The organism is Methylobacterium thuringiense (genome assembly GCF_022179645.1).
GTDB lineage: Bacteria > Pseudomonadota > Alphaproteobacteria > Rhizobiales > Beijerinckiaceae > Methylobacterium > Methylobacterium thuringiense.
The window spans coordinates 76,799-100,880 of sequence record NZ_BPRA01000015.1; the positions used below are offsets into that span (position 1 = coordinate 76,799).

A 24,082-nucleotide genomic window follows, 5' to 3' on the forward strand; every position below is an offset into this window, starting at 1 on the left:
GCCGAGCCGATGCAATCGGATCGGATACGGCTCTAGAGTACTTTCCGACCAGGTGGATACCGGTCGTAGCCGATAGGCCGTGCGGCAGCCGCCCCAGTCGCGGACGCGGGACACATCGATCTGGCGCCATCACGACCTGAACGCCGATCTCGCGGCGATACGCCTGGACCGTCAAGGGTCGGGTCGAACGTGATGCAGTACGCGCGCGCGTCGCGTCGAGGAAGCCAGCACTCATCGCCGCCGGGTTCTGCACAGTGGTGGTAGCGCCTGCATCTGCGAGCGAATGCCCGTGAACCCCATCTGCATGCGGCCGCCATCGGACGTAGTGTTGCGATCGAGCCGCCGATATCGCCGATCGCGGCGGGTACGTGGCCTCGATCGTCATCTCTTGCGCCACGCCCGCAAACCAGTACGAGGCCGGACATGCGGCCCGATGGGACCGGATCGGGGTCATTGCGTTGACAAGGGGTCGTTTTTTGACGCGACCGGTCTCGGTCTCTAAGCTCGACCGATGACTATCGCCGCCGATCCGATCCACCCACTCGCCGAGGAGAGCGCACCGACGACCCGCTGCCGTATCATCGCGACGGCGGAACAGTCGTTCCGCGAGATCGGCTATCAGAAGACCACTGTCGCCGACATCGCCAAGACGCTCAAGATGAGCCCCGCCAACGTCTACCGGTTCTTCGACTCGAAGAAGGCGATCAACGAGGCCGTCGTCGGCCGCCTGACCCGCGAGGTCGAGGTGCTGATCCTGGCGATCGCCGAGGCGCCCGGCCTCAGCGCCGCCGACCGCCTCTCGGAGATGATCACCGCGCTTCACCGCGACTGCCTCGAGCGCTGCGAAGCGTTCCCGCGCATGCACGAGATGGTCGAGGCGGCAATGAGGGAGAGCTGGGCGGTTTGCCGGCACCACGTCGACAGCATCGTCGCCGTCTTCGAACGGATCATCAGTGAGGGCGTGAGACGCGGCGAGTTCGCGGTCGCGGATACGGGCCTCGCCGCCGCCTGCGTCCACGCGGCGATCGTGCGCTACTGCCATCCGGTACTGGTCAGCCAGTGCCCCGAGGCTCCGGTGCCGCCGCTCGACGCGATGATCGCGTTTCTGCTCAGAGGGCTGACGCCGGCTCGCCGACCGTAGACTAGCGGTAACGGCCCCGGCGCCAGACGCCGTCCTCGCGCATCATGTTCATCAGCAGGCCCTCGCGCAGGCCGCGGTCGGCGATGCGCAGGCGCTCGGAGGGAAACACCCGGCGGATCGCCTCCAGGATCGCGCAGCCGGCCAGCACGAGGTCGGCCCGGTCGCGGCCGATGCAGGGGTTGTCCGCACGCTGGTCGAGCCGCGTGTCGAGCAGGTCCTCGATCGCCTCGGTGACCTCGAAATCGGCCATCCAGAGCCCATCGACCCGCCGCCGCTCGTAGCGCGGCAGGCGCAGATGCATCGCGGCGAGCGTCGTGACGGTGCCCGAGGTGCCGAGCAGGTGGAAATACGGCGCGGTCGCCGCGGCCGCCGCCCGGATCGCGAAGGGCGCGAGCAGGTCGCCGACCTCCTCGACCATGCCCTCGAACATCATCCGCGTGACCTCGGAGCCGCCATGCTTCTCGGCGAGCGTCACCACGCCGACGGGGAGCGAATCCCAGGCGCGGATGCGCAGGGTCGGATCGGTGGAGGGATTGGTCGCGGCACCGTCGAGCCAGGCGATCTCGGTGGACCCGCCGCCGATATCGAAGATCACCACCGATTCCGCGCTCGGGTCGGCCAGCGCCGCGCATCCCGTCACCGCGAGATAGGCCTCGGTCTGCCGGTCGACGATCTCGAGATCGAGGCCGACCTCCCGGCGCACCTGGTCCACGAATTCGGCGCCGTTCACGGCGAGCCGGCAGGCCTCGGTGGCGATGACCTTCGAGCGGACGACGCCGCGGGCCTCCATCTTCACCCGGCAGATGCGCAAAGCCTCGACCGTCCGGTCGATGGCGACCGGGCTCAGCCGGTCGGAGGAACTCAGGCCCTCGCCGAGACGTACGATGCGCGAGAAGGCGTCGATGACCCGGAAGCCGTGCGAGGCCGGCTCGGCGACCAGCAGCCGGCAATTGTTGGTGCCGAGATCGAGGGCGGCGTAGGCCCCGCGCCGGCTCGTGCGCAGGGGCGCCGGCCGATCCGCGTAGGACGATTCGGCGGCGGGACGGCTGCCTTGGGCGAACGCCGTTCCCTCACGCGGAATCTGCGGCATCGCACCGGTACGAGCCGGCATCACGGCCGAACCGGCCGCCAGGCCGGTTGCGGCGCTCTCATCCCTCATCGGCAAAGCCGGATCCTCAGGGTCTCGGCTGCGGCAGGCAGCCGGCCGTCAACTTGTGCACGACGCTACAGGCGTTGTTAAGAAACGCAAAGACTCCTTCGCTTCCCTTTGCGCGTCCCTTTGCGCATCGCTTCGCGCGCACCCCCCGGCAGCCAAGATGTGTCAGACCATCGCCTTGGCGGCGCTGTTGGCGCGGGGGATCGGCCGGAGAAGGCTCTTCACCTGAGAAAACGGGCGCGGCCGGTTGATGACCTCGTCGAGGCGCGACCACAGCGTCTTCGGCGAGAACGGCTTCGCGATGATCTCGTTGACGCCGAGCGAGATCGCCCGGTCGACGACGTTGCGGCGGGGCTGGGCCAGCATCAGGATGATCGGCACCGTCGGCGACGGCGAGGTCGTCGGCGTACGCGCCAGACGAATGAACTCCTCGCCCGACAGGATGGCGAGGTCCCAGTCCAGGATGGTGAGGTCCGGCTTGCTCTCGGCGAGCACGCCGAGCGCTTCCGCGCCATCCGGAGCTTCCAATACGCGCTTGATCCCGACACGCAGGAGCATGTCGCGCACCGTGCGGCGGATGTAGAGGCTCTCGTCCACGACGAGGGCGGAGAGATCGGGGAATGTCGGGGTCGCGATCACGGGCGCGATCCTCGGTGGACGTGGCGGCTTGCCGTCACCCTAGGGCCGAGGTCGTTTGCGCTTTCCTAATTGCCCCCGCGCGACCGCTCGGCCGACCCGGCGGCGCACTCGAGATGACGCAGGTTTGCAACGCCTCCGCCCGTCGCCCACGAAATTCGCCGGGTTGAGCCTGTCCATTAACAGAAGGTCCTTGCGGCGCGGTCGGGATTGCGTCAGGACTGAGGCGTTGCTCTCGGTTACCGCGGCCGATGGTGATGGTGGCGTGGGCGCATCTTGTGCGGAACAGGGTGCACACGGTCTTTCGACAAGATGGTCAGCGGTCGGGTTTTGCGAGCTTTCTATGGGACGTGGTCGTGATTTCAGGGGGTCGCCGAAGCGCGGCTTCGATGAGGGTGGAGCAGAGCCGCGTTGGCCTGACCAGCTCCCTCCCAGCAGTGGCGGATTTGGCGGCGGTGGTTTCGGCGGCGGCGGCGGTGGTTTCGACCGCGGCCCGCCCCGGGCGGCTGCCCCTCCGACGGGTCCGGAGCGTGATGCGACGGTCAAGTGGTTCAACAAGGAAAAGGGCTTCGGCTTCGTCGAACTCGGCGACGGCTCGGGCGACGCTTTCCTGCACATCCGCGCAGTCGAGGCCGCCGGTCACGACGACCTGCAGCCGGGCACCCGCCTGACGGTCCAGACCGCGCAGGGCCAGAAGGGTCCTCAGGTCACGGCCGTGACCAGCGTCGACACCTCGACGGCTGAAGCCGCTCCCCCGCGTCGCGAAGCCCGGCCTGCCGGTCGCTTCGGCGGCGACGATCGCGGCGGCGGTTATGGCGCCGGCGGTGGTGGCTATGGCGCTGGCGGCGGTGGTGGCGGCTACGGCGGCGATCGCTTCGGCGGCGGTGGCGGTGGCGGTGGCGGTGGACGTATCGCCAGCGGTCCTTCGGTCGAGATGACCGGAACCGTGAAGTGGTACGACCCAGCTAAGGGCTTCGGCTTCGTCTCGGTCAACGACGGCGGCAAGGACGTGTTCGTCCATCGCTCCGCCCTCTCCCGCGCGGGTCTCGAATCCCTCGCGGAAGGCCAGACGGTCACGCTCGGCGTGATCGACGGCCAGAAGGGCCGCGAGGCCCAGAGCGTCAGCGTCGATTACTGATCGACGCGACCAACGGAATCGAGAGCCGCGATCCGGGAGACCGGATCGCGGCTCTTTTCGTTTGTAGACTGCTTGGCTCGACGGCGGCAGCTAGACCGCCGCCATAGTCGCGCTGGGTTTCGGATCGATCATCGACGGCCGTCGGCACACCTGAACGGCCGGCCACGGATCAGCGCGTGAGCATCTCTCAACCCGATCGCCGTCTGGCTCTTCTGATCGCCCTGGCACTCGGGGTCTCCCCTGCATGCGCGGAAGACTTCACCGGCTTCTATGCCGGAGTGAATGCCGGCTACGCCTTCGATCGCGAGCGGCACGCGCAAGCTGCATCGAGCGCTTTTCCGGGAGCACCTTCAGCAGGCGGCAATGCCGAAGGTCTGCCCCCGAGCGCCCTGTCCGCATCGCAATCCCCGGCGATGCGCGGCTCCCGCGCCGAACGGCCCCCGCAACCTGATCTCCCCACGAGATGAGGGTGCACGAGGCTGCCCGCCCCCTTGTGGCTACGGCCTAAACGGATCCGAGCCGAAGCCGTTCGCTCTTCCGTCGTCCCACCCCAAACCCCGGCCTGAGGTGCCCGCGACAGCGTGCCCCGAAGGGTTCTCCAGGGATCGCAACGGGATCTGGAGATCCTTCGAGGCCTGCGCTTCGCTCCGGCGCTTCAGGGCGAGGTGTTGGGTCGGGTCCGTACTGGCCGGAGACAGCGCATGAAAAAAGGGCCGCCCCACCGGGCGGCCCTTCTGCGTTCTCGGCCCTGATCGAGAGATCAGCGCGAATAGAACTCGATGACCAGGTTCGGTTCCATCTGGACCGGGTACGGCACCTCGTTCAGGGCCGGGACACGGGTGACGCGCGCCGTCATCTTGGCGTGATCCGCCTCGATGTAGTCGGGGACGTCGCGCTCGGCGAGCTGCGAGGCCACGACCACGAACTCGAGCTGGCGGGACGCCTCCTTGATCTCGATCTGGTCGCCCGGCTTCACCTGGTAGCTCGGGATGTTGACCCGGCGACCGTTGACCTTGATGTGGCCGTGGTTGACGAACTGACGGGCCGCGAACGGCGTCGCCACGAACTTCGCACGGTAGACCACGGCGTCGAGACGGCGCTCGAGCAGGCCGATCAGGTTCTCGCCCGAGTCGCCGCGCAGGCGGATCGCCTCGGCGTAGTAGCGGCGGAACTGCTTCTCGGTGATGTTGCCGTAATAGCCCTTGAGCTTCTGCTTGGCGCGCAGCTGCGTGCCGAAGTCGCTCATCTTGCCCTTGCGGCGCTGGCCGTGCTGGCCGGGGCCGTATTCACGACGGTTGACCGGGCTTTTCGGACGGCCCCAGATGTTCTGGCCCATCCGGCGATCGAGTTTGTGCTTCGCCTCGATGCGTTTTGACATTCGCGGTTCCTCTCAAGAAACTTGAGCTAGAGGAACGCGCCCTCCTCTCCCCCAGCAACGGCGCGGGGGCGACAGACCGGCCGTTGGCCGCTCGCGGGTGCGCTTGAAAACGTCACGGGGCCCCAAACCGGAGCCCCGCGAACCGCGCGTGCCTAGACGGAAAGCCGGGACAGGTCAATCAAGAGTGATCGATCGCACAGGGCTCCGAACTGAGGTCAACGCTCAGCAAGCCCGAGCAACGATCTGTAGTTCGCGACATCTCCACCGTGATTCCGGGGCAGCGCAGCAGAACCTGGAACCTACGACAGGCCTCGACGCCCTGTCTCCGCGTCGCATCTCGGGTGGGTTCCGGGTTCCGCTACGCGGCCCCGGCATGACGACAGTCTGTAAGATGCTGTCCAGGCAAAGACGTTACTGACGGACCAGCGGCATCGGCTCGACCGTCAACGTCTCTAACCCGCGTTTGGCCAGCGAGCGCTCCAGCGCGGGGTTCAAGCCGGCGCCACCCGTGAAGGTACCGAGCACGGTCGGCGCGGCGTCCTGGGGGGCCATCACAACCGGCCCGAGCAACTGAACCACCCGTCGCGCGATCGCCGGAGCCGGATCGATCCAGGTCACCGGCCAAGGCGCGAGGCGCTCGAAGCGCGGCAGCAGCAGCGGGTAGTGCGTGCAGGACAGGCAGACCACGTCCGTGCGCCGACCGTCGGCCAGGGTCACGAAGCAGGGCGCGATCTCCGCCGCCAATACCGCATCGTCGATCGGCTCGCCGGCCATCTCGGCTTCCGCGAAGCGCGCGAGGTTCGGCGCGCCGACGAGGGTCACGTCGCAATCGCCGGCATAGGTGGCGACGAGATCGCGGGTGTAGCTGCGGGCGATCGTGCCGGGCGTGGCCAGTAGGGTGACGACCCGCGAGCGCGTCGCCGCCGCCGCCGGCTTGATCGGCGGCACCACGCCGACGAAGGGCGTGATGAAACGCTGGCGCAGGCTCGGAAGCACCACCGTCGAGGCCGTGTTGCAGGCGATCACGACGAGGTCGGGGGCGTGGAGCGCCAGCAGGCGCTCCATCACCGCCAGCACGCGGGCGACGAGCGCCGGCTCGGTCAGCCCGCCATAGGGAAACGCCGCATCGTCGGCGGCATAGACGTAGCGCGCGTCGGGCCGCGCGCGGCGAACCTTCTCCAGCACGGTCAGGCCGCCGAGGCCGGAATCGAAGACGAGGATCAGGGGTTGGGGGCTCTGCGCGGGATACGCCGCGGAGAGTGTCGCTCCGGCCATCAGATCGATCCGCATGACGTCACCCGACATCGCCCGAAGGGCCAGTGTCGATCCGGGACGGTTAACGCAGCCTCACCGCGCCGGCAAACGGAGCACGGATTCGCGATCCGGGCGGAGCGAGGCCGTGAAATGCCTGTGCATCGCGAGGCTCTCCCGCTCGTCCTGCCGAGGCCGCGACGAACGGCGCAGGCGCTCGGGCGTTGTCCGGAAGAAATTCGAGGCTACATCCCGGCAATCTGAGAGAAAGAGAATCCAGGAATGGCCGCCAGCGCAGCGATTTCCCACTTCCCCGGTTCCTTCGACCGCGCCGCCTTCCCTCCGCCTCGCCTCGACGCCCGGCCCGTGGATCGCGAAGCCTGGATCGCCGCGTTCCGAATGGTCCGCGACGAGACCGAGCAACGCGCAGCCCCGCTTTCGCCCGAGGACCAGCAGGTCCAGTCGATGGAGGATGCGAGCCCGACCAAGTGGCACCGGGCCCATACGACTTGGTTCTTCGAGCAGTTCCTGCTCTGCGCGCTTCGGCCGGACTACCGGATCTACGACGAGCGCCTGCACTACCTCTTCAATTCGTACTACGTGCAGGCTGGCCCGCGGCAGCCCCGCTTCATGCGCGGCATGATCACCCGGCCGACGGCGATGGAGACCCAGGGCTACCGGGCCCATGTCGACCGCGCCATCGAAGCCCTGCTGCGCGAGGCGTCGGATCAGGCCCTCGAAACCATCCTGCCGATCCTGGAGATCGGCCTCTATCACGAGCAGCAGCATCAGGAGCTGATGCTCACCGACATCCTGCACGCCTTCGCGCAGAACCCGCTGGGGCCAGCCTACGACGAGGCTTGGCGCTGGCCGGCTTCGGAGGGCGGCAAGGGCCGCGTGGAGCTGTCGCGCGGCATCACGCAGATCGGGCATGACGGCGAGGGTTTCGCCTTCGACAACGAGTCGCCCCGGCACGACGTGCTCGTGTTGCCGGCGACCATCGACCGGGCGCTGGTCACCAACGCGCAATGGCTCGCATTCATCGCGGACGGCGGCTATGCGCGCGCCGAGTTGTGGCTGTCGGACGGCTGGGTGAAGCTGCAGTCGGAGGGCTGGGAGGCACCGGGCTACTGGCGCCGCACTGGGGACGGTTGGTCGAGCATGACGCTCGGCGGCATCAGCCCGATCGATCCGGCCCAGCCCGTCACCCATATCAGCTACTACGAGGCCGACGCCTTCGCCCGCTGGTCCGGACGCGACCTGCCGACCGAAGCCGAATGGGAGATCGCCGCGCGCGACGGCCTGCTCGGCGACGCCTTCGGCCATGTCTGGCAATGGACGCGCAGCGCCTACGGCGCCTATCCGGGCTACCGGCCGCTGCCCGGCGCGCTCGGCGAATACAACGGCAAGTTCATGTCCAACCAATACGTGTTGCGCGGTTCGTCCGTTGCCACGTCCGAGGGGCATGCGCGGGTGGGTTATCGCAACTTCTTCTATGCCCACCAGCGTTGGCAATTCACCGGGCTGCGGCTCGCCGACGCCCGCGTCTAAAGTGCTTTCCGACCAAGTGAATGCCGGTTGGTCGAGAAAAAACGCGTCACAACAGAGGCTTAGAGACGCCGGCCTGATGCAATCGGGTCGGGTACGGCTCTAAGCAACCGGCCGCCGTGAACAAACGTTCTCAAGGCTCGTTTCTCACCCGCAAACACAACCGCTCGCACGGGGACGCCGAGCCCCGGCCGGAGGACGCCTTTTGACCGTCAATCCCCGTTTCGAGGGCGCCAGCCCGATCAGCCGCCTGCCCGACGACCGTCAGTTTCTCGAAGACGTCTGGGACGGCCTCGCCGCAACGCCGAAGGCCCTCCCGGCGAAGTATTTCTACGACGCGGCCGGCTCGGAGCTATTCGAGGGCATTACCGGCCTCGCCGAATACTATCCGACCCGCACCGAACTGCGGATCCTCGACGAACACGGCCCGGCCATCGCCGCCGCGTTGCCGTCGGGCGCGGCGCTCGTCGAGTTCGGGGCCGGTTCCACGGTGAAGGTGCGCCGGCTGCTGCGCCATCTGCGCGATCTCACGGCCTACGTGCCCGTCGACGTCTCCGGCGAGTTCTTGACGGCCCAGGCCGAGGGTCTTCGCCGCGATATTCCGGATCTTGCGGTCGAGCCGGTCGTGGCCGACTTCACCCGCCCCTTCGCCTTGCCGGCGACGGTGGGCAATGCGCCGCGCGCGGGCTTCTTCCCCGGTTCGACCATCGGTAATTTCCGGCCGGAGGAAGCGATCCGTCTGCTCGACACCTTCGGTGCGATTCTTGGCGAGGGTTCTCAGCTCATCGTCGGCGTGGATCTCGTCAAGGACACCGATGTGCTCGAGGCGGCCTATGACGACGCCTCCGGCGTGACGGCCGCCTTCAACCTGAACCTCCTGACCCGGATCAACCGCGAACTGGCCGGGGGCTTCGCAGACGACAGCTTCCACCACCGCGCCTTCTTCAACGCCGCGGCCTCACGGATCGAAATGCATCTCGTCAGCCGTGAAGCGCAGGAGATCGACATCGCCGGCCGCCGCTTCGACTTCGCGGCAGGTGAATCGATCCACACCGAGAACAGCTACAAATACTCGATCGCCAGCTTCCGGGATCTCGCGGCACAGGCCGGTTGGGCTGCCGGCGAGGTCTGGACCGACCCGGACGGACTCTTCTCGGTGCATGCCCTGCGGCGCAGACCGGTCTGAGCAGCCGCGACGCAAAAAGCCTTCTCCGTTCGACGGAGAGGGCTTTTTTAGTAGGCGCGGGTCGATCCGGCCCCGTCAGTAGACCGTTTCGGCGCCGTCCTTGCGCGGCGTGGCACCCTTCACGCCGGCCTCGGTGTCGGCGCGCTCGGCGTCCCGCTTGTCGAGGGACCGGCTGACGACCTTGGCGAGCCCGACCATGATCGTGTCGAGGATGTAGTCCTTCGGCGTGTAGACCGCCGTGACGCCCATGTTCTTGAGCACCAACTCGTCGTCGGTCGAGATGATGCCGCCGACGACGACGGGGATGTGATCGAGGCCGGCCTCGCGCAGCTTCGCCTTCACGTCGCGCACCAGCGGTACGTGCGAGCCCGAGAGGATCGACAGACCGATCACGTGCGCGCCGGTCGACTTGGCCTTGGCGACGATCTCGGCCGGAGTCTGGCGGATGCCGTCATAGGTCACGTCGAAGCCGACATCGCGGGCGCGAAGGGCGATCTGCTCGGCGCCGTTCGAATGGCCGTCGAGGCCGGGCTTGCCGACCACCAGCTTCGGCGTTTCGCCAAGGCGCTCGCCGAGATCGGCGATGAGCAGCCGCGCGTCCTCCGCCGCACCCGAGGTCACCGTCTCCAAAGTCACGCCGGTCGGCGCACGGTACTCGCCGAACACCTCGCGCAGGCGCTGGCCCCACTCGCCGGTGGTGACGCCGGCCTGGGCCGCCGCGATCGAGACCGGCATGATGTTGGCGCCCGAGCGCGCCGCCTGTTCGAGATCGTCGAGGGCCTTGCCGACGGCGTTGTCGTCGCGCTTCTGGCGCCATTCGCGGATGCGGGCCTCGGCCTCCATCTCGACGGTTTCGGAGACGGTGAAGATCGCGCCCTCGCCGGCGGTGAGCGGCGACGGCTCGCCCTGCTGCCACTTGTTGACGCCGACCACGACCTGATCGCCCGATTCGATCGCCGAGATGCGCTTGGCGTTGGATTCGACGAGGGCCCGCTTGAGTTCGCCCGCTTCGACGGCCGACACCGCGCCGCCGAGTTCGGCGATGCGCTTCAGCTCGGCACGGGTCTGCTCCTTGAGTTCCTCGACGCGCGCCTCGATCACCTTCGAACCGTCGAAGATGTCCTCGTATTCGAGAAGGTCGGTCTCGAAGGCCAGGATCTGCTGCATGCGCATCGACCATTGCTGGTCCCAGGGCCGCGGCAGCCCGAGCGCCTCGTTCCAGGCCGGCAGCTGCACGGCGCGGGCGCGGGCGCGCTTCGACAGCGTCACGGCCAGCATCTCGATGAGGATGCGGTGGACGTTGTTCTCGGGCTGCTGCTCCGTCAGCCCCAGCGAGTTCACCTGCACGCCGTAGCGGAAGATGCGCTTCTTGGCCTCGGTGATGCCGTAGCGCTCCTGGGCGATCTCGTCCCAGAGTTCGGCGAACGCCCGCATCTTGCAGATCTCGGTGACGAACCGCATGCCGGCATTCACGAAGAACGAGATCCGGCTGAACACGTCGGCGAAGCTCGCCTCGTCGAATTCGGGATCGTCGCGCACCGTGTCGAGCACGGCGATGGCGATGGCCAGCGCGTAGGACAGCTCCTGGACCGGCGTCGCCCCCGCCTCCTGCAGGTGGTAGGAGCAGACGTTCATCGGGTTCCACTTCGGCACTTCCTTGGTCGTGAACAGGATCACGTCCTTGGTCAGGCGAAGCGAAGGTTTCGGCGGAAACACGTAGGTTCCGCGCGAGAGGTATTCCTTGATGATGTCGTTCTGCGTGGTGCCCTGGAGAGCATCGAGCGGCGCGCCCTGCTCCTCGGCCACGGCGAGGTAGAGCGACAGCAGCCACGGCGCCGTGGCGTTGATCGTCATCGAGGTGTTCATCTGCGACAGCGGAATGTCGTTGAACAGCGTCCGCATGTCGCCGAGATGCGCGATCGAGACGCCGACCTTGCCGACCTCGCCGCGCGCGAGCTCGTGATCTGGATCGTAGCCGGTCTGCGTCGGCAGATCGAAGGCGACCGAGAGGCCGGTCTGCCCCTTGGCGAGGTTGCCGCGATAGAGCTTGTTCGATTCCGCAGCGTTGGAATGGCCCGCATAGGTGCGGATGATCCACGGCTTGTCGCGGTTGCGTGCTTCCAGCATTCTCTCGACCCACCTCGTCGTTTCCAGCCCTTTTGCTATGGGCCGGGTGCGGTGTCGAGTGACGTCACGCGGGCGCGGGAGACGCGCAGACCCTCGATCCCAAGCCGATTGCCGTGAGCCTTCGCGGGCGGGCGCAGGTTGAGATCATCGGCCTCTTCGCTTGGCCTGGGGCTCACGAGTCCCGTTCTTCCAAGATCACGTCAGAGAACGTCGCCCCTCGATGCCCGCCCGGGAGGCTCTCCTGATGGGCTGGCATCATTAAACTAGAGGCGCAGTTTCCCCTCGCAGATCTCTTTGAATAGAGACGGATCGAGCCTCCGATAGCGATCGTCGAGGCATACATAAAGAACATCCCGGATCCGGCTCGGATCGAACCCCTCGGCAGCAAGCGCGCCCTTCTTCTGCTTGAAGGTCTCAGTATGGGCGAATGTCGGCACGATCCGCAGGAAGAGCGGGCGGGCATAGGCCGGCAGGCGTTCCGCGAGGACGGCATGCAGGGCCTCGAGCTCGAAGTCGGGACCGATGACGAGCGCAGCCATGCCGGCCCGGCCCTCGGCACCGGAAACCGCAACCCCGTAGACGCTCGCCTCGATCACGCCCGGGCAATTGCCGATCGCCTCGGCGACCTCGTTGGTGGCGACGTTCTCGCCCTTCCAGCGAAAGGTGTCGCCGATCCGGTCCACGAAATAGAAGAAGCCCTGCACGTCCCGGCGCATCAGGTCGCCGGTCCGCATCCAGGCATCGCCCGGCTGGAGCACGTCGCGGACGACCTTGCGGCTGGTCTCCTCGGCACTCGTGTAGCCTTCGAAGCTGTGTTCGGCCTTGGACGAGAGCCGTCCCAGCAGCTCGCCGGACTCGTCCGGTTCGGCCGGGACGCAGCGGCCGGCGGCATCGCGCAGCGGCAATCCGGTCTCGACGTCGTGGCGCACGATCAGAGCCGGCGAGCGCCGCGCCATGAAGGACGGCACCCGCCCGACGGCGCCGAGCTTGCCCTCGACGTTGTAGAGCGAGACCGTGCCCTCGGTTGCCGCATAGAATTCGAGAATGCGCGGGATGGCGAAGCGATCGCGAAAACGCTCCCAGACATCGGGCCGCATGCCGTTGCCGGTGCAGAGACGCAGGGCATGCCGGCGCTCGAACGGGTCCGGCGGCGCCACGGTGAGATAGCGGCACAGTTCGCCGATATACTGAAACATCGTCGCGCCACTCTCTGTGACGTCGCGCCAGAAAGCGCTCGCCGAGAACTTCTGCCGGATGACCACCGCGCCACCGCCGAGGAGCACGCTGCCGGGCGCAACGACACCGCCGACCGAGTGGTAGAGCGGCAGGCAATTGTACATCCGGTCGTCCGCGCCGGCATCGATCAGCCCGGCGAACCAGTGCGTCCACATCATGATCCGGTGGTGGCTCACGCGGGCGGCCTTGGGCAGGCCGGTGGTGCCGGAGGTGAAGATCAGCAGGGCCTCGTCGCGAACCCCGACGGCCGGTCCCTCGCCGTCCTGCAGCGGAGCCTCGGAATAGCCTGCCGCGGCCTCGGACAGGGACGCACCGTCGGCGCCCATCCCCTGCCAGACGATATCGAGCCGTTTCACGAGATGCGGCTCGGCACTCGCGACGGCCTCGGCGAGTTCCCTGTCCGCGATGAGGATGCGGGGGGCCGCCACGTCGATGCAATGGGCGAGGCTGCGGTCGCGCAGATTGGTGTTGAGGAGGGCGACCCGGACGCCGACCCGCGTGATCCCCAGCCAGATGGCCAGGAAATCCGGCCGGTTCGTCATGAGGAGGGCGACGGTCTCGCCCTTGGCGAGTCCCAGATCGAGGGCCCACCGGGCATAGCGGTTCTGGCGCGCCGCGAGCTCGCGGTGGCTCAAGGTTTCGTCCGTGCCGATCAGGGCCGGCGCAGCGCCGTGGCGGGCGGCCAGTTCGTCGATCACGCGGGGGAAGATGCGTTCGGGCTGCGCGTCGATGCGGGCCGTGCGCTCGAGCGCGCCGATCCAGCCCGAAGTCGAGGACGGCCGTGGCGACGGTTGGGAAAGAGGGGAAGCGGCCATCGTGGCTCTGCGTTGCGGAAGGATGGGCTTCAGACGGCGCAACGGTCCGCAACGACCACGCGGCGCAGTGCGACCTGGGCGATCCAGTTGCGGAAGAGCTGCGCCGCAGGGGCCTGCCAAGCGGGCGCGTGCGGGGGAGCGGCGGCAAAGCTCGGGAACCGGGTGAACAGGGCCGGTTCACGCCGCGCCTGCACCTCGGCCGCGAAGGCATCGAGTCGGACGACGGCCTCGGGCGAAAAGTAGTTCTCCGGCAGTGGCGGGCAGGTGTCGCGGCTGCCGTCGAGAAACCGGCCGACGTCGCGGCGGTATTCGCGGGCGAGGCTGTCGGGCGCGTATTCGGGATGGCCCTGGAGGAAGACGAACAGGCTGCCGGACTCGCGGACGAAGAGGTCGACCCCGATTTCGGCCGAGCGCCGCAGCACCGTGTAACCGTGCGCCACGAGATCCGACTCGGATAGGTCGTTCCAGCGGGAATGCGGCACCGCGACGGTCTCGGGCATTCCGGCCAGCAGAGGATGGGAGACGGCCGAGCAGGCGAAGACACCGGAATGCTTCGCCGCCAGCGGCCTACGCCGGATACCGTCGAGATGGAGGACGGCCGCGTGCGACGCGAGGCAGGAAAACAGGGTCGAGACCGTGTTGACCTCCGCCCAGTCCACCACCATGCCGAGCGGTCCGAAGAAGGGCTCGTCATCGAGCCTGTCGGCCTTCGGCTCGCATCCTGTCACGACGAGAGCGTCGAGGCCCGCAGCGGCGAGCGCTTCGTGCGGCGCATAATGCGCATCGATATGCGCCCGGACGAGAGGACCGCGCGGCAGGTCGCGGAAGACGAACGGCGCGAGCACGGCCTCGTGCCCGATTAGTTGCCGGAACTGCCGTTCGGTCTGGACGAAGGCCGCATCGGGCATGTTGTTCAGGAGGCCGATCCGCAACGGCGGCGCGACGCGTGCCCGCGCCGGCATGGCCGGCGCCGGGACGGAACCGTCCCACCCGAAGGCGGGAGCGGAGCTCGCATGTCCATGATCGAGCATCGCCGGTAACTCCTAGTTTGCCGCTGCCCCGACGGTGCTCACGCGGCGCGGGCGAAGGCGGTGGCGGCGTCGAGGGCCTGAGCGAGATCGTCGGTGATGTCGTCGATGTGCTCGATGCCGACGCTGATCCGGATCATCTCGGGCGAGACACCGGCCGATTTCTGCTCGGCCGGCGTCATCTGCCGGTGCGTGGTCGAAGCGGGATGGCAGGCGAGCGACTTGGCGTCGCCGATATTGACGAGGCGCTTCACCAGCTTCAGCGCGTCGTAGAACGACTTGCCGGCCTCGAAGCCGCCACGCACCCCGAAGGTGAGCAGCGACGAACCCTCGCCGCCGAGATATTTTTGGGCCATCGCGTGATGCGGGTTGTCAGGGAAACCCGCGTAATTGACCCAGGCGATGCCGGGATGCGCGCGCAGGAATTCCGCGACCTTGCGCCCGTTCTGCACGTGCCGCTCGACCCGGAGGGCCACGGTCTCGATGCCCTGAAGGAGCAGGAAGGCGCTCATGGCCGGCAGCACGGCGCCGGTGGTGCGCTGGTAGACGCTGCGGGCGCGGGCCACGAAGGCGCCCTTGCCGAAATGCTCGGCGTAGACGAGGCCGTGATAGGACACGTCCGGAACCGAGAACATCGGGAAGCGCCGGGCCTGCGCCTTCCAGTCGAACCGGCCGGAATCGACGATGAAGCCGCCCATGGTCGTGCCGTGGCCGCCCATGAACTTGGTCAGCGAGCCGAGGACGATGTCCGCGCCGTAATCGATCGGCCGCAGCAGGATCGGCGTCGCCACCGTGTTGTCGACGACGAGGGGCACGCCTCGGGCATGGGCAACGCGGGCGAGCGCCTCGATGTCGCAGATGTTGCCGGCGGGGTTGCCGATCGACTCGCAATAGACCGCGCGGGTGTCGTCATCGATCAGCTTGGCGATCTCGGCCGGGTCGTCGCTGGCGGCGAAGCGGCACTGGATGCCCTGACGCGGCAGCACGTGGGCGAGCAGCGTGTGCGTCGTGCCGTAGAGCTGGGGCACCGAGACGATGTTGCCGCCGTGGTCGGCCAGCGTCGCGATGGCGTAATGCAGGGCCGCTTGGCCGCTGGCGACGGCGAGCGCCGCATGGCCGCCCTCCAGTTCGGCGACCCGCTTCTCCAGCACCGCCACCGTCGGGTTGGAGATCCGGCTGTAGCGGTAGCCCTCCTCTTCGAGGTTGAAGAGGGCCGCGCCGTGATCGGCGCTGTCGAAGCTGTAGGCGACGCTCTGGTAGATCGGAACCGCCACGGCATGCGTCGTCGGATCGTGATCGAAGCCGGCGTGTACGGCGATCGTCTCGCTGCGCATGGGGCGTTCCGTCTCGGAAAGAAAGCGTGTCGGCCTTCCAGCAAGGCCTGCACCAAGCTTTCGCGCACCAAATCGAGACAGACCATTGAGAACTATGATGAACGACAATGCTTCGCATTCGTGGTTAAATTTTTCATGTGATACTGCATGCAATCGATCATCGAATATTCAAGACCACATCAGGCTGAGACCGACCCGTCTCGATGGCCTCGGCGCCCGTGTCGCAGATCGGCACAGGCGTATCGAAACGAAACGTGTTCCTTTCAGTCTCCACGCGCCGGATCTATCGAAACCGAAGCATATTCTTGCGTCGTTAATGATCCGCGGAAGGAATTCTTGCAGATTTTGCCAATAACGGCTCTCTCTGATGCAGCAGTGCCCCGGAACGCCGTGGGCGCCGACGCAATTCTCATGAGGGCGACCGTGGCGACGATACCGATGATTCCGTCCGTGACCTCCGTGGACCTGAGGGCGGCCCCGATCGAGCCGAGCTGGATCCGCAAGGGCAATCCGCTCGCGCGGAACGCGACCCTGTCGCGCAGCGCGGACGGCCTCGCCAGCACGCTGGTCTGGGACTGCACCGCCGGCGAGTTCCAGTGGATCTACGAGATCGACGAGACGATCTACTTCCTCGAAGGATCGGCGACGATCTCGGACGGCCACAACCCGCCCAAGACCTTCGGGCCGGGCGATGTGCTGTTCCTGCCTCGGGGAGCCGTGTGTCACTGGCATGTCGAGAGCTACGTCAAGAAGGTCGCCTTCTGCCGCCGCACCCTGCCGAAGACGGTCGGCCTCGGCATGCGGGCTTTCGCCCGGCTCGTCCGGATGGTGAAGGGCGGCTCTTCCGGCGGCTTCCAGGTCGGCCCTGCCGGGGCCGCCTGAGCACCGACTGTCCCTTTTTGAGTGAGACCCGAGCCATGACGGCGCCCGATCCCGAGACCTGGACCTATTTCGAGGATGCCTGGCATCCCGGCAACGTCCGCATGATGGGTCCGCGGACGCACGGGTCGTGGCTCGGCTCGACCGTGTTCGACGGCGCGCGTGCCTTCGAGGGCATGACGCCGGATCTCGACCTGCACCTCGCGCGGGTGAACCGCTCGGCCACGGCGCTGGGGCTGCTGCCCAAGGTGGACGTGGCGCGCTGGGACGAACTCGTGAGCGAGGGGCTCGCCCGCTTCCCGCATGATGCGGAACTCTACATCCGCCCGATGTACTGGGCGGAGCTCGGCTTTGCCGGCGGCGTGCGCTTCGACCCCGATTCCACCAACTGGTGCCTGTCGATCTACCACGCGCCGATGCCGCTGCCGTCCGGCGTGCGGGCGACGCTCTCGCCGTTCCGCCGGCCGTCGATCGAGGTGGCTCCGGTCGACGCCAAAGCCGGCTGCCTCTATCCGAACGGCGCGCGGGCGCTGATGGAGGCGCAGGCGCGCGGCTTCGGCAATTGCCTGATGCGCGACGGGCTCGGCAACATCGCCGAATTCGCCAACGCCAACGCCTTCCTGGCGCGCGACGGCGTCGTCTATACACCGGTGCCGAACGGGACCTTTCTTGCCGGCATCACGCGCGCGCGCGTCGTCTCCCTCCTGCGTGCGGCGGGCGTCACCGTCGTCGAGAAGACGCTGTCCTACGAGGATTTTCTACAGGCGGACGAGCTGTTCACGGCGGGGAATTTCGCCAAGGTCGCGCCCGTCGTGGGCCTCGACGACGTCCGCTACGAGCCCGGCCCGATGTTCCGACTCGCCCGCCAGCTCTACTGGGATTTCGCGCACGGACGCGGCCGGTAAGCCACGCCCGTACGAGGCGCGTCGAAACTCACCGGGAGGCGAGAGCCTTCTCGCGGATCGCGGTCAGGCTCAGGCCCGGCGAGATGGCGTCGGTCGACATCTTCAGGTGGATGATGGCAGGCTGGCCCGAGGCGAGCGCCGCCTCCAGCGCGGCCGGGAAATCCGCGGTGCGCTCCACCGTGATGCCGAAGCCGCCGAAAGCCCGGGCGTAAGCGGCAAAATCCGGGTTGCGCAGGTCGGTCGCCGAGACGCGGCCGGGAAAGTCGCGCTCCTGGTGCATGCGGATCGTGCCGTAGCTGGCATTGTCGCAGACGATGCAGACGATGGGCAGGTCGTACTGGACGGCGGTGGCGAATTCCTGCCCGTTCATCAGGAAGTCGCCGTCGCCGGCGACCGAGATCACGGTGCGATCGGGATAGAGCCGCTTGATCCCGACCGCCGCCGGCACGCCGTAGCCCATCGAGCCCGAGGTCGGGGCAAGATGCGTAGCGAGGCGACGGAAGCGGTAATAGCGATGGATCCAGGCCGCGTAGTTGCCGGCGCCGTTGCAGAGGATCGCGTCGGCCGGCAGCGTCTCGCGCAGGTGGATCATCACGTCGCCGAGGTTCACGTCGCCGGGCTGCGGCGTCGCCGCCTCGCTCCAGGCGAGGTAGTCGGCATGGGCCGCGCGGGTCTCCTTCGCCCACGGCACGCTCGCGGGCGCATCGAGCCGCGCCAGCGCCGCCGCCATGCGGTTCGGTGCGGCGTTGATCGCGAGATGCGGGACGTAGACCCGGCCGAGCTCTTCCGCCCCCGGATGGATGTGGACGAGGCGGGTGCGCGGGTTCGGGATGTCGAGGAGCTCGTAGCCCTGGCTCGGCACTTCGCCGAGGCGTCCGCCCAGCACGATAAGCAGGTCGGCCGCCTTGGCCCGCGCGACGAGCCGCGGGTTGGCCGCGAGGCCGAGATCGCCGGCATAGGCCGGGTGCAGCGGGTCGAACAGCGGCAGGCGGCGGTAGCTCGTAGCGACGGGCAGATCGAAACGGTCGGCGAAGGCGTGGATGTCGCGATAGGCTGCCTCGCTCCAGCGGCTGCCGCCGAGGAGCAGGAAGGGGCGTTCGGCCTCGGCCAGAAGCGCCGCGAGCTGTTCGATCTCCTCGTGCCCTGGGGCGGCCTCGACCGGGCGCCAGGGCGCGGCGAGCGGTCCGGGACAGGCATCCTTGAGCATGTCCTTCGGCAGCGCGATCACCACCGGGCCCGGCCGGCCGCCGGTGGCAGCATGGAAGGCGCGCGAGACGTATTCCGGCACGCGCGACGCGTCGTCGATCTCGGTGGCCCATTTGGCGATCGGGCCGAAGGCGGCGCGGTAGTCCATCTCCTGCCACGCCTCGCGGTCGCGCAGATGCCGCTCGATCTGGCCGACGAACATGATCAGCGGGGTCGAATCCTGCTGGGCGATGTGGATGCCGGCCGAGGCGTTGGTCGCGCCGGGTCCACGGGTGACGAAGCAGATGCCGGGCCGGCCCGTGGCCTTGCCGTAGGCCTCCGCCATCATCGCGACGCCGCCCTCCTGCCGGCAGACCGTGACCTGGATGCTCGATTCGTAGAGGGCGTCGAGCACCGGCAGGAAGCTCTCGCCGGGCACCGTGAAGACGTGTTCGACACCGTTCGCGGCGAGCTGATCCACCAGCGCCTGGGCCGCGTTGCGGTTTGCGACGGGACCGTTGGAGACGTCTTGGTCGAGCATGGTGCAATCCGGACCGTCGCAGGCGCGCCGTACAGGCGTAGCGCTCAGGCCGTGAAGATTTGGAGAACGCGTCGTCCTGCCGGCGATCTCAAGTCCCGATGACCGCAGCCTCGGTATAGGCAAGGTCGCCACAGCGTGGGGTTATAGGTCCGCGCGCGTATTTCGGCATGCGCCCAGCCAGGAAGCGTCCGGGCAGGCCGGGCACCGGTCCCTGCGCGTCGAGCAGGAGCAGGAACAGGCCATGCCGGGCGAGCGCGCGGCCGACGGCATGCGAGAGCCGGCGCCAGTCCGTCCCCTCCGCGCAATAGACGACCTGCGCGATCGGCAGGCGCCCCTTGATCAGCCGGCGCGCCACGACGAAGGGATAGGCCCGCCCGTCGGCGAGGCACCAGAAGGTGATGCAGCCGAGCGCCGCGTGGTGGTCCATCAGCGCGGCCTCGGTGGGATCGACGATCACGTCGCCGCCCGGACGCTCCCGGGAAATCGTCGCGCGGCCGAGCCCTGCCAGCGACGCCAACGGTGCGGCGAGCATCACCCCTTCCGTGTAGCGGCGGAAGCCCTGCGCCTCGATGATCGGCCGGGTGTGGCGCTCCGAGGAGATGTTGACGTAGGTGATGGAGCGGTCGCGCAAGGCGGCGCTGACCAGCATCGTGCCGAAGCGGCGGTAGCCCTCCGCGACGTACCAGCTCGACATGTTGCAGCGTGTGCCTCCGGCTCCGAAGAGCGTGAGCAGGCAGCCGACGAGGGTGTCTCCGTCGACCAGCACGAAGCCGAGACCGGGCAGACCCTGCGCCTCCGTCCAGGCACCGAGCCGCGTCAGGGATTTGCGCCAGTCTGCGAGGCTGCGGGCCGGAAAGCCCTGCGTCAGAAGCACCGCCAGCGCGTCGATATCGGCGGGCTCGACACGGCGGCAGCGCACGCCTCGGGGTGGCAGCGCTGCGGAAGCGGCTGGTGCCGATGAAGCCTCTCGGATCGTCGTCATCGCTCGCCTCCACCTGTCTCCGAACGGCACGCCGGCGGGATGCCCGCACCGAAATACGTGCCGGATCCGAACGGCCGGTCCGCCATGCCGGGGTCCCGAACTTGCAACCTGAAGCTTCGAACGCGCGGCTTTGCCATTTCTGGACTGGTTCGATGGGCTCGGATCAGGGCCCGACCGAGGCTTCACCCTAGAGAGGCAACGTTAAATGTTTTCGGAAGGGGTGGACGACATCATGCGAACCCTCGCAACGCGGTTTCTCGCACCATGATCCAGGCCTTGAAGTCTTCGGTGCTCGGACGTCTGTCTCGCACGCCCGCGTCGGTCGGTGCAGCGCCCCGTGGCGGGTTCGGCAGCCGGTTCGCCGTGATCCTGTCCGGTGAACTGATCCAGAGCCTGTTCCACTTCGTGCTGAACGTCGTGCTGGTGCGGACGCTGAGCCAGCACGATTACGGCCTGTTCGCCATCGTGTTCACGAGCGGCGCCGTGGGCATCGCCTATATCCGCGCGCTCGTGGCAGTCCCGGCGACGCTGTTTCTGTCGCGCAGCCTCGGCCGGCCAGCCGAGCGCGGCTACGACATCGTGTTCGGCTCCGGCGCGCTCGTCGTCGCGCTGGGCATGGGCCTCCTGGCGACGGCCATCCTGTTCGCGGTGATCGGCGCCTACGGAGCGCTGGCGGCCGGAGCCTTCATCGCCCTCTACGCCTTCCGGAGCTATCTGCGCATCGTCCTGCTGGCACGGAAATCCGCGCGGATCGCGGGGATGAGCGACGCCGTCTACGCGGGCGTCGGCCTGCTGTTCGCGCTGGTCACCCTGCACGGCAGCGACGCCGCCGTCCTCGACCACGCCTTCCTGTCGCTCGCCTTCGCCCATGCCTGCGGCATCGCCGTCTCCTACTTCGCCCTGCGCCAGCCGCTGCGCATCACCCTGCGCCGGTCGCTGTGGCGGCGTTACCTGTCCCTGTGGCGGACACTGCTGTGGCAGTTGACGGGGGTCACCAGCATCACCGTCCAGGGCCAGGGCCTGACGCTCGCCTTCGCTGCCATCGTCGGCCCGGCGGCCTACGCGCCGATCGCGGCCACGCTCGTACTGTTCGCGCCGCTGCGCATCCCGACAAATGCCCTGACCAACATGGCGCTGGCCGAGGTCACCGCCTTGCTGGCGCAGGGACGCACCAGCGCGGCCTATCGGATCGTGGTCCGCTCCACCGTGGTGATCGCCATCGCGAGCCTGATCTACGGCTTGGCGATGTGGGGCGCGCTGCCGATCATCGAGCATTACCTGTTCAAGGGTCGGTTCAGCCACGAGCCGATGAACCTGATCGGCTTCGCCGTGTGGGGCGTGGTCGCGATCTCGCTGCTCTACGCCATCCCGCGCGCCTACCTCGAAGCGTCGGCGGCGTTCCGCACCATCGCCTGGGGCGCGATCGCTGCCGCCTGCATCGGCTTCGCCATCATGATCCCGATGCTGCTGACCCTGCCACCGCATTATGCCCTGGCCGGATTGGCGGCCTCGGAGCTCGCCGTCGTCTTCGGATCGGCCATCGCCTTCCGCAAGTTCGCGCGCCGGGCGGACAAGCGGGTCCTGGAGGCGGCCGCGGCCGTCGCGGAGGCCGAAGCACCGCACGAAGACGCCCCGGTCGGGCGCAGGGAGACCACGGTGCCGATGCGCGCTACGTACGCACCGGCCTATTCGGCACCGGCCGAATGAGGGCTGCGACCGGGCAGGCTATGGCATTCCCGATTGCGGCGAACGTGGCGAAGGGGCAGAGGGCCGATCGGGGGGAACGCGCGTTCTCTGCGGTCGGACCGTCGGCAGGGTCGGTCGCGGATCAGGAGAGGACGATGAACATTTCGGTCCGAGACATCCCCGCGCCGCCCGCGAGCGCGGCCCTCTTGAAGATGGCGATGCGCCGGCTCACCGGAGGTGTCGTCGTCGTCACCGCCGGCTCGGGCGACGAGCGCGTCGGCCTCACGGCGACGTCGGCGGTGTCGCTCTCCGTCGATCCGCCGACCATGCTCGTCTGCGTCAACCGGTCGTCGTCGACCTGGCCCGTCATCGCGCGGCGGCGGCACTTCTGCGTCAGCGTCCTGGGCGCCGAGCATCAGGCCGTGGCCGAGCGCTTCGCCGGCATCGGCGCCCTGCGCGGGACCGAGCGTTACCAGGGTGCGGATTGGGTCGTCATGAAGTCCGGCGCCTCCGGCCTCGCTGGCGCCCAGGCGATCATCGACTGCGAGATCGACGAGGTGATCGAGCGTCACAGCCACGCGATCCTGCTCGGCGCGGTCCGCGAGGTGCGGATCGCCCACGAAGACTCGGGTTCCCTCGTTTACCGGCTCGGCTCCTTCGGAAGCGTGCCGCTGCCCTGATCCATCGGTGCGCCCGCGCTCCGCCCGTCGAGGACCTCGCGGAAGCAGGCCACCATGCCGGCAGCCGAAGCCTCCTCGGCGAAGATCGCGCAGTAGCGCCGCCGGGCTGCCGCCGGAAACTCCGTCCAGCTCTCCGGCTCCGTCACCAGTGTCATCAGCCGCTGCGCCAGCGCACCGGAATCGCCGGGTGGGACGAGCCAGCCGCTCACGCCATCCTCCACCACTTCAGGCAGCCCGCCGATATCCGAGACGACCGGAGGGATCCCGTAGGCCATCGCTTCGATCGCGACCCGGCCGAGGGATTCTGGCAGGCGCGAGGGTACGACGGCGATGTCGGCCCAGCGGAAATGCTCGGAAGGGTCCGGCGCAAAGGGCAGCCGCTCGATCGACCGATCCAGTCCGGCCTCGGTGATGGCGTCGGCCAGCACGCGCTCGCGATCCGCATCCTCGAACGCACTGCCGACGATCCGCAGGGCGATCCGGTCGCGGACCGCCTCGGGGAGCCGGGCCATCGCCTCGACCATCACATCCTGACCCTTGATGCGGCTGATCCGGCCGAGCATCAGCAGGCGCAGCGGCCGGTCGCCGCAATACTCCGCCCCCTTCGGCCGGCCCGGATTGGCGATGCCGTTATAGACCACGCGGCCCGGCCGTTCGGGGTTCGGCGCGAAGGCGCGCTGTGTCGCCCGCGAGTTGAAGATGATCCCGCAGGCGCTCCAGCGCGTCAGCGTTCGCAGCACGGTGCGCACGAAGCCTTCGGGGATCTCGTGGATGTGGACCACGCAGCGCCGACGGAAGAACCGTGCGGCCAGCAGATAGTCGGCTACGACCGAGGTGTTCACGTAGACGAGGTCGCTGCGGGCCATGCGCAGGAGCGCTCGGCCGACGGCGACCGGCAGGGTCAGGAGCCCCAGCGTCGCGAGTCGCGGCAGGTCGCGGCGGCGCAGGATCCAGAGCGGCTCGACGAGGATGCGGCTGGCCACCAGCTCCAATGGCGCGACGATCGGGCCATGGCGCGGCAGAATCACGTCGATCGAAGCGGAGGGCCATGTTTCACGCATGACGCGAACGGTTTCGATGAAGCTTCGGTCGGACCCGTAGAGTTCGAAGCCCTGATGAACGCACGTGATGCGCATAATCTACCTACTTCTTGCGGGTGAATTAACTTTAATAGGAAATTCACCGCTTGGCATCGTCTGTAGAGACTATTGATCCGACGCCACGGTCTATAGGTCGATTCTTAAATATTG

General features: G+C 67.9%; 20 protein-coding genes. 9 read left to right on the forward strand and 11 right to left on the reverse strand.

Features of this window, described 5'->3' with window-relative positions:
• The first annotated feature begins 511 nt into the window (after positions 1 to 511).
• Positions 512 to 1,141 carry a TetR/AcrR family transcriptional regulator gene (locus tag MFF07_RS16625; RefSeq protein ID WP_147816591.1) on the forward strand — a complete coding sequence of 210 codons (630 nt, stop codon included), beginning with the start codon at positions 512 to 514 and terminating at the stop codon, positions 1,139 to 1,141.
• Between the two features lies 1 nt (position 1,142).
• Here the strand turns inward: MFF07_RS16625 and MFF07_RS16630 are convergent, their stop codons facing one another.
• On the reverse strand, positions 1,143 to 2,300 hold the full coding sequence (locus MFF07_RS16630; protein WP_373322374.1) for a Ppx/GppA phosphatase family protein: 1,158 nt from the start codon (positions 2,298 to 2,300) through the stop codon (positions 1,143 to 1,145).
• A gap of 162 nt (positions 2,301 to 2,462) precedes the next feature.
• Complete coding sequence (locus MFF07_RS16635; protein ID WP_147816592.1) at positions 2,463 to 2,936, reverse strand: response regulator; 474 nt, start codon at positions 2,934 to 2,936, stop codon at positions 2,463 to 2,465.
• Positions 2,937 to 3,276: 340 nt separating this feature from the next.
• Here MFF07_RS16635 and MFF07_RS22560 point away from each other — a divergent pair, with 340 nt between their 5' ends.
• Both MFF07_RS22560 and MFF07_RS16650 read left to right on the forward strand, forming a co-directional pair.
• Positions 3,277 to 4,071, forward strand: coding sequence for a cold-shock protein (locus tag MFF07_RS22560; RefSeq protein WP_283206827.1), 795 nt, complete (start codon positions 3,277 to 3,279; stop codon positions 4,069 to 4,071).
• A gap of 182 nt (positions 4,072 to 4,253) precedes the next feature.
• Positions 4,254 to 4,538 carry a hypothetical protein gene (locus MFF07_RS16650; protein ID WP_373322381.1) on the forward strand — a complete coding sequence of 95 codons (285 nt, stop codon included), beginning with the start codon at positions 4,254 to 4,256 and terminating at the stop codon, positions 4,536 to 4,538.
• A gap of 293 nt (positions 4,539 to 4,831) precedes the next feature.
• On the opposite strand, the gene rpsD is transcribed toward MFF07_RS16650, so the two are convergent.
• Together rpsD and murI are read right to left on the reverse strand one after the other, a co-directional pair.
• Positions 4,832 to 5,449, reverse strand: coding sequence for a 30S ribosomal protein S4 (gene rpsD, locus MFF07_RS16655; RefSeq protein WP_147817489.1), 618 nt, complete (start codon positions 5,447 to 5,449; stop codon positions 4,832 to 4,834).
• 411 nt (positions 5,450 to 5,860) lie between these two features.
• On the reverse strand, positions 5,861 to 6,739 hold the full coding sequence (gene murI, locus MFF07_RS16660) for a glutamate racemase (protein WP_238232398.1): 879 nt from the start codon (positions 6,737 to 6,739) through the stop codon (positions 5,861 to 5,863).
• 243 nt (positions 6,740 to 6,982) lie between these two features.
• Between murI and egtB the strand changes: the two genes are divergently transcribed.
• Both egtB and egtD read left to right on the forward strand, forming a co-directional pair.
• Positions 6,983 to 8,251 carry an ergothioneine biosynthesis protein EgtB gene (egtB, locus tag MFF07_RS16665; RefSeq protein ID WP_147817491.1) on the forward strand — a complete coding sequence of 423 codons (1,269 nt, stop codon included), beginning with the start codon at positions 6,983 to 6,985 and terminating at the stop codon, positions 8,249 to 8,251.
• A gap of 238 nt (positions 8,252 to 8,489) precedes the next feature.
• Positions 8,490 to 9,434, forward strand: coding sequence for an L-histidine N(alpha)-methyltransferase (gene egtD, locus MFF07_RS16670; RefSeq protein WP_373322382.1), 945 nt, complete (start codon positions 8,490 to 8,492; stop codon positions 9,432 to 9,434).
• 75 nt (positions 9,435 to 9,509) lie between these two features.
• Here egtD and MFF07_RS16675 read toward each other — a convergent pair whose 3' ends face one another.
• The 4 genes from MFF07_RS16675 to MFF07_RS16690 form a co-directional block, all read right to left on the reverse strand.
• The gene (locus tag MFF07_RS16675; RefSeq protein WP_147817493.1) at positions 9,510 to 11,561 is read right to left on the reverse strand and encodes an ethylmalonyl-CoA mutase; all 2,052 of its coding nucleotides are present in this window, start codon (positions 11,559 to 11,561) and stop codon (positions 9,510 to 9,512) included.
• 263 nt (positions 11,562 to 11,824) lie between these two features.
• Positions 11,825 to 13,612, reverse strand: a complete 1,788-nt coding sequence (locus MFF07_RS16680) for a long-chain-acyl-CoA synthetase (RefSeq protein ID WP_238232399.1) — start codon at positions 13,610 to 13,612, stop codon at positions 11,825 to 11,827.
• 29 nt (positions 13,613 to 13,641) lie between these two features.
• Positions 13,642 to 14,643, reverse strand: a complete 1,002-nt coding sequence (gene metA, locus MFF07_RS16685; RefSeq protein WP_147817495.1) for a homoserine O-succinyltransferase MetA — start codon at positions 14,641 to 14,643, stop codon at positions 13,642 to 13,644.
• A 38-nt stretch (positions 14,644 to 14,681) separates the two neighbouring features.
• Positions 14,682 to 15,974, reverse strand: coding sequence for an O-acetylhomoserine aminocarboxypropyltransferase/cysteine synthase family protein (locus tag MFF07_RS16690; protein ID WP_147817496.1), 1,293 nt, complete (start codon positions 15,972 to 15,974; stop codon positions 14,682 to 14,684).
• A 438-nt stretch (positions 15,975 to 16,412) separates the two neighbouring features.
• Here MFF07_RS16690 and MFF07_RS16695 point away from each other — a divergent pair, with 438 nt between their 5' ends.
• Both MFF07_RS16695 and MFF07_RS16700 read left to right on the forward strand, forming a co-directional pair.
• Entirely contained in the window at positions 16,413 to 16,856 is a 444-nt protein-coding gene (locus tag MFF07_RS16695) for a cupin domain-containing protein (RefSeq protein WP_147817520.1), read from the forward strand.
• A gap of 35 nt (positions 16,857 to 16,891) precedes the next feature.
• Positions 16,892 to 17,758 (forward strand): branched-chain amino acid aminotransferase, encoded by an 867-nt coding sequence (locus MFF07_RS16700; RefSeq protein WP_147817497.1) that lies wholly within the window; start codon positions 16,892 to 16,894, stop codon positions 17,756 to 17,758.
• Positions 17,759 to 17,786: 28 nt separating this feature from the next.
• Here MFF07_RS16700 and MFF07_RS16705 read toward each other — a convergent pair whose 3' ends face one another.
• Together MFF07_RS16705 and MFF07_RS16710 are read right to left on the reverse strand one after the other, a co-directional pair.
• Complete coding sequence (locus MFF07_RS16705; RefSeq protein WP_238232400.1) at positions 17,787 to 19,484, reverse strand: thiamine pyrophosphate-binding protein; 1,698 nt, start codon at positions 19,482 to 19,484, stop codon at positions 17,787 to 17,789.
• Between the two features lie 88 nt (positions 19,485 to 19,572).
• A complete protein-coding gene (locus MFF07_RS16710; RefSeq protein ID WP_147817499.1) occupies positions 19,573 to 20,466 on the reverse strand; it encodes an acyl-CoA acyltransferase in 894 nt (297 codons plus the stop codon).
• 264 nt (positions 20,467 to 20,730) lie between these two features.
• On the opposite strand from MFF07_RS16710, the gene MFF07_RS16715 reads away from it, so the two are divergent.
• Both MFF07_RS16715 and MFF07_RS16720 read left to right on the forward strand, forming a co-directional pair.
• The gene (locus MFF07_RS16715; protein WP_187272539.1) at positions 20,731 to 22,173 is read left to right on the forward strand and encodes a polysaccharide biosynthesis protein; all 1,443 of its coding nucleotides are present in this window, start codon (positions 20,731 to 20,733) and stop codon (positions 22,171 to 22,173) included.
• Between the two features lie 134 nt (positions 22,174 to 22,307).
• A complete protein-coding gene (locus tag MFF07_RS16720; protein WP_238232401.1) occupies positions 22,308 to 22,832 on the forward strand; it encodes a flavin reductase family protein in 525 nt (174 codons plus the stop codon).
• On the opposite strand, the gene MFF07_RS16725 is transcribed toward MFF07_RS16720, so the two are convergent.
• Positions 22,793 to 23,968, reverse strand: a complete 1,176-nt coding sequence (locus MFF07_RS16725) for a glycosyltransferase family 4 protein (RefSeq protein ID WP_147817501.1) — start codon at positions 23,966 to 23,968, stop codon at positions 22,793 to 22,795. The two genes, MFF07_RS16720 and MFF07_RS16725, sit on opposite strands and share 40 nt — an antisense overlap.
• Between the last annotated feature and the right edge of the window lie 114 nt (positions 23,969 to 24,082).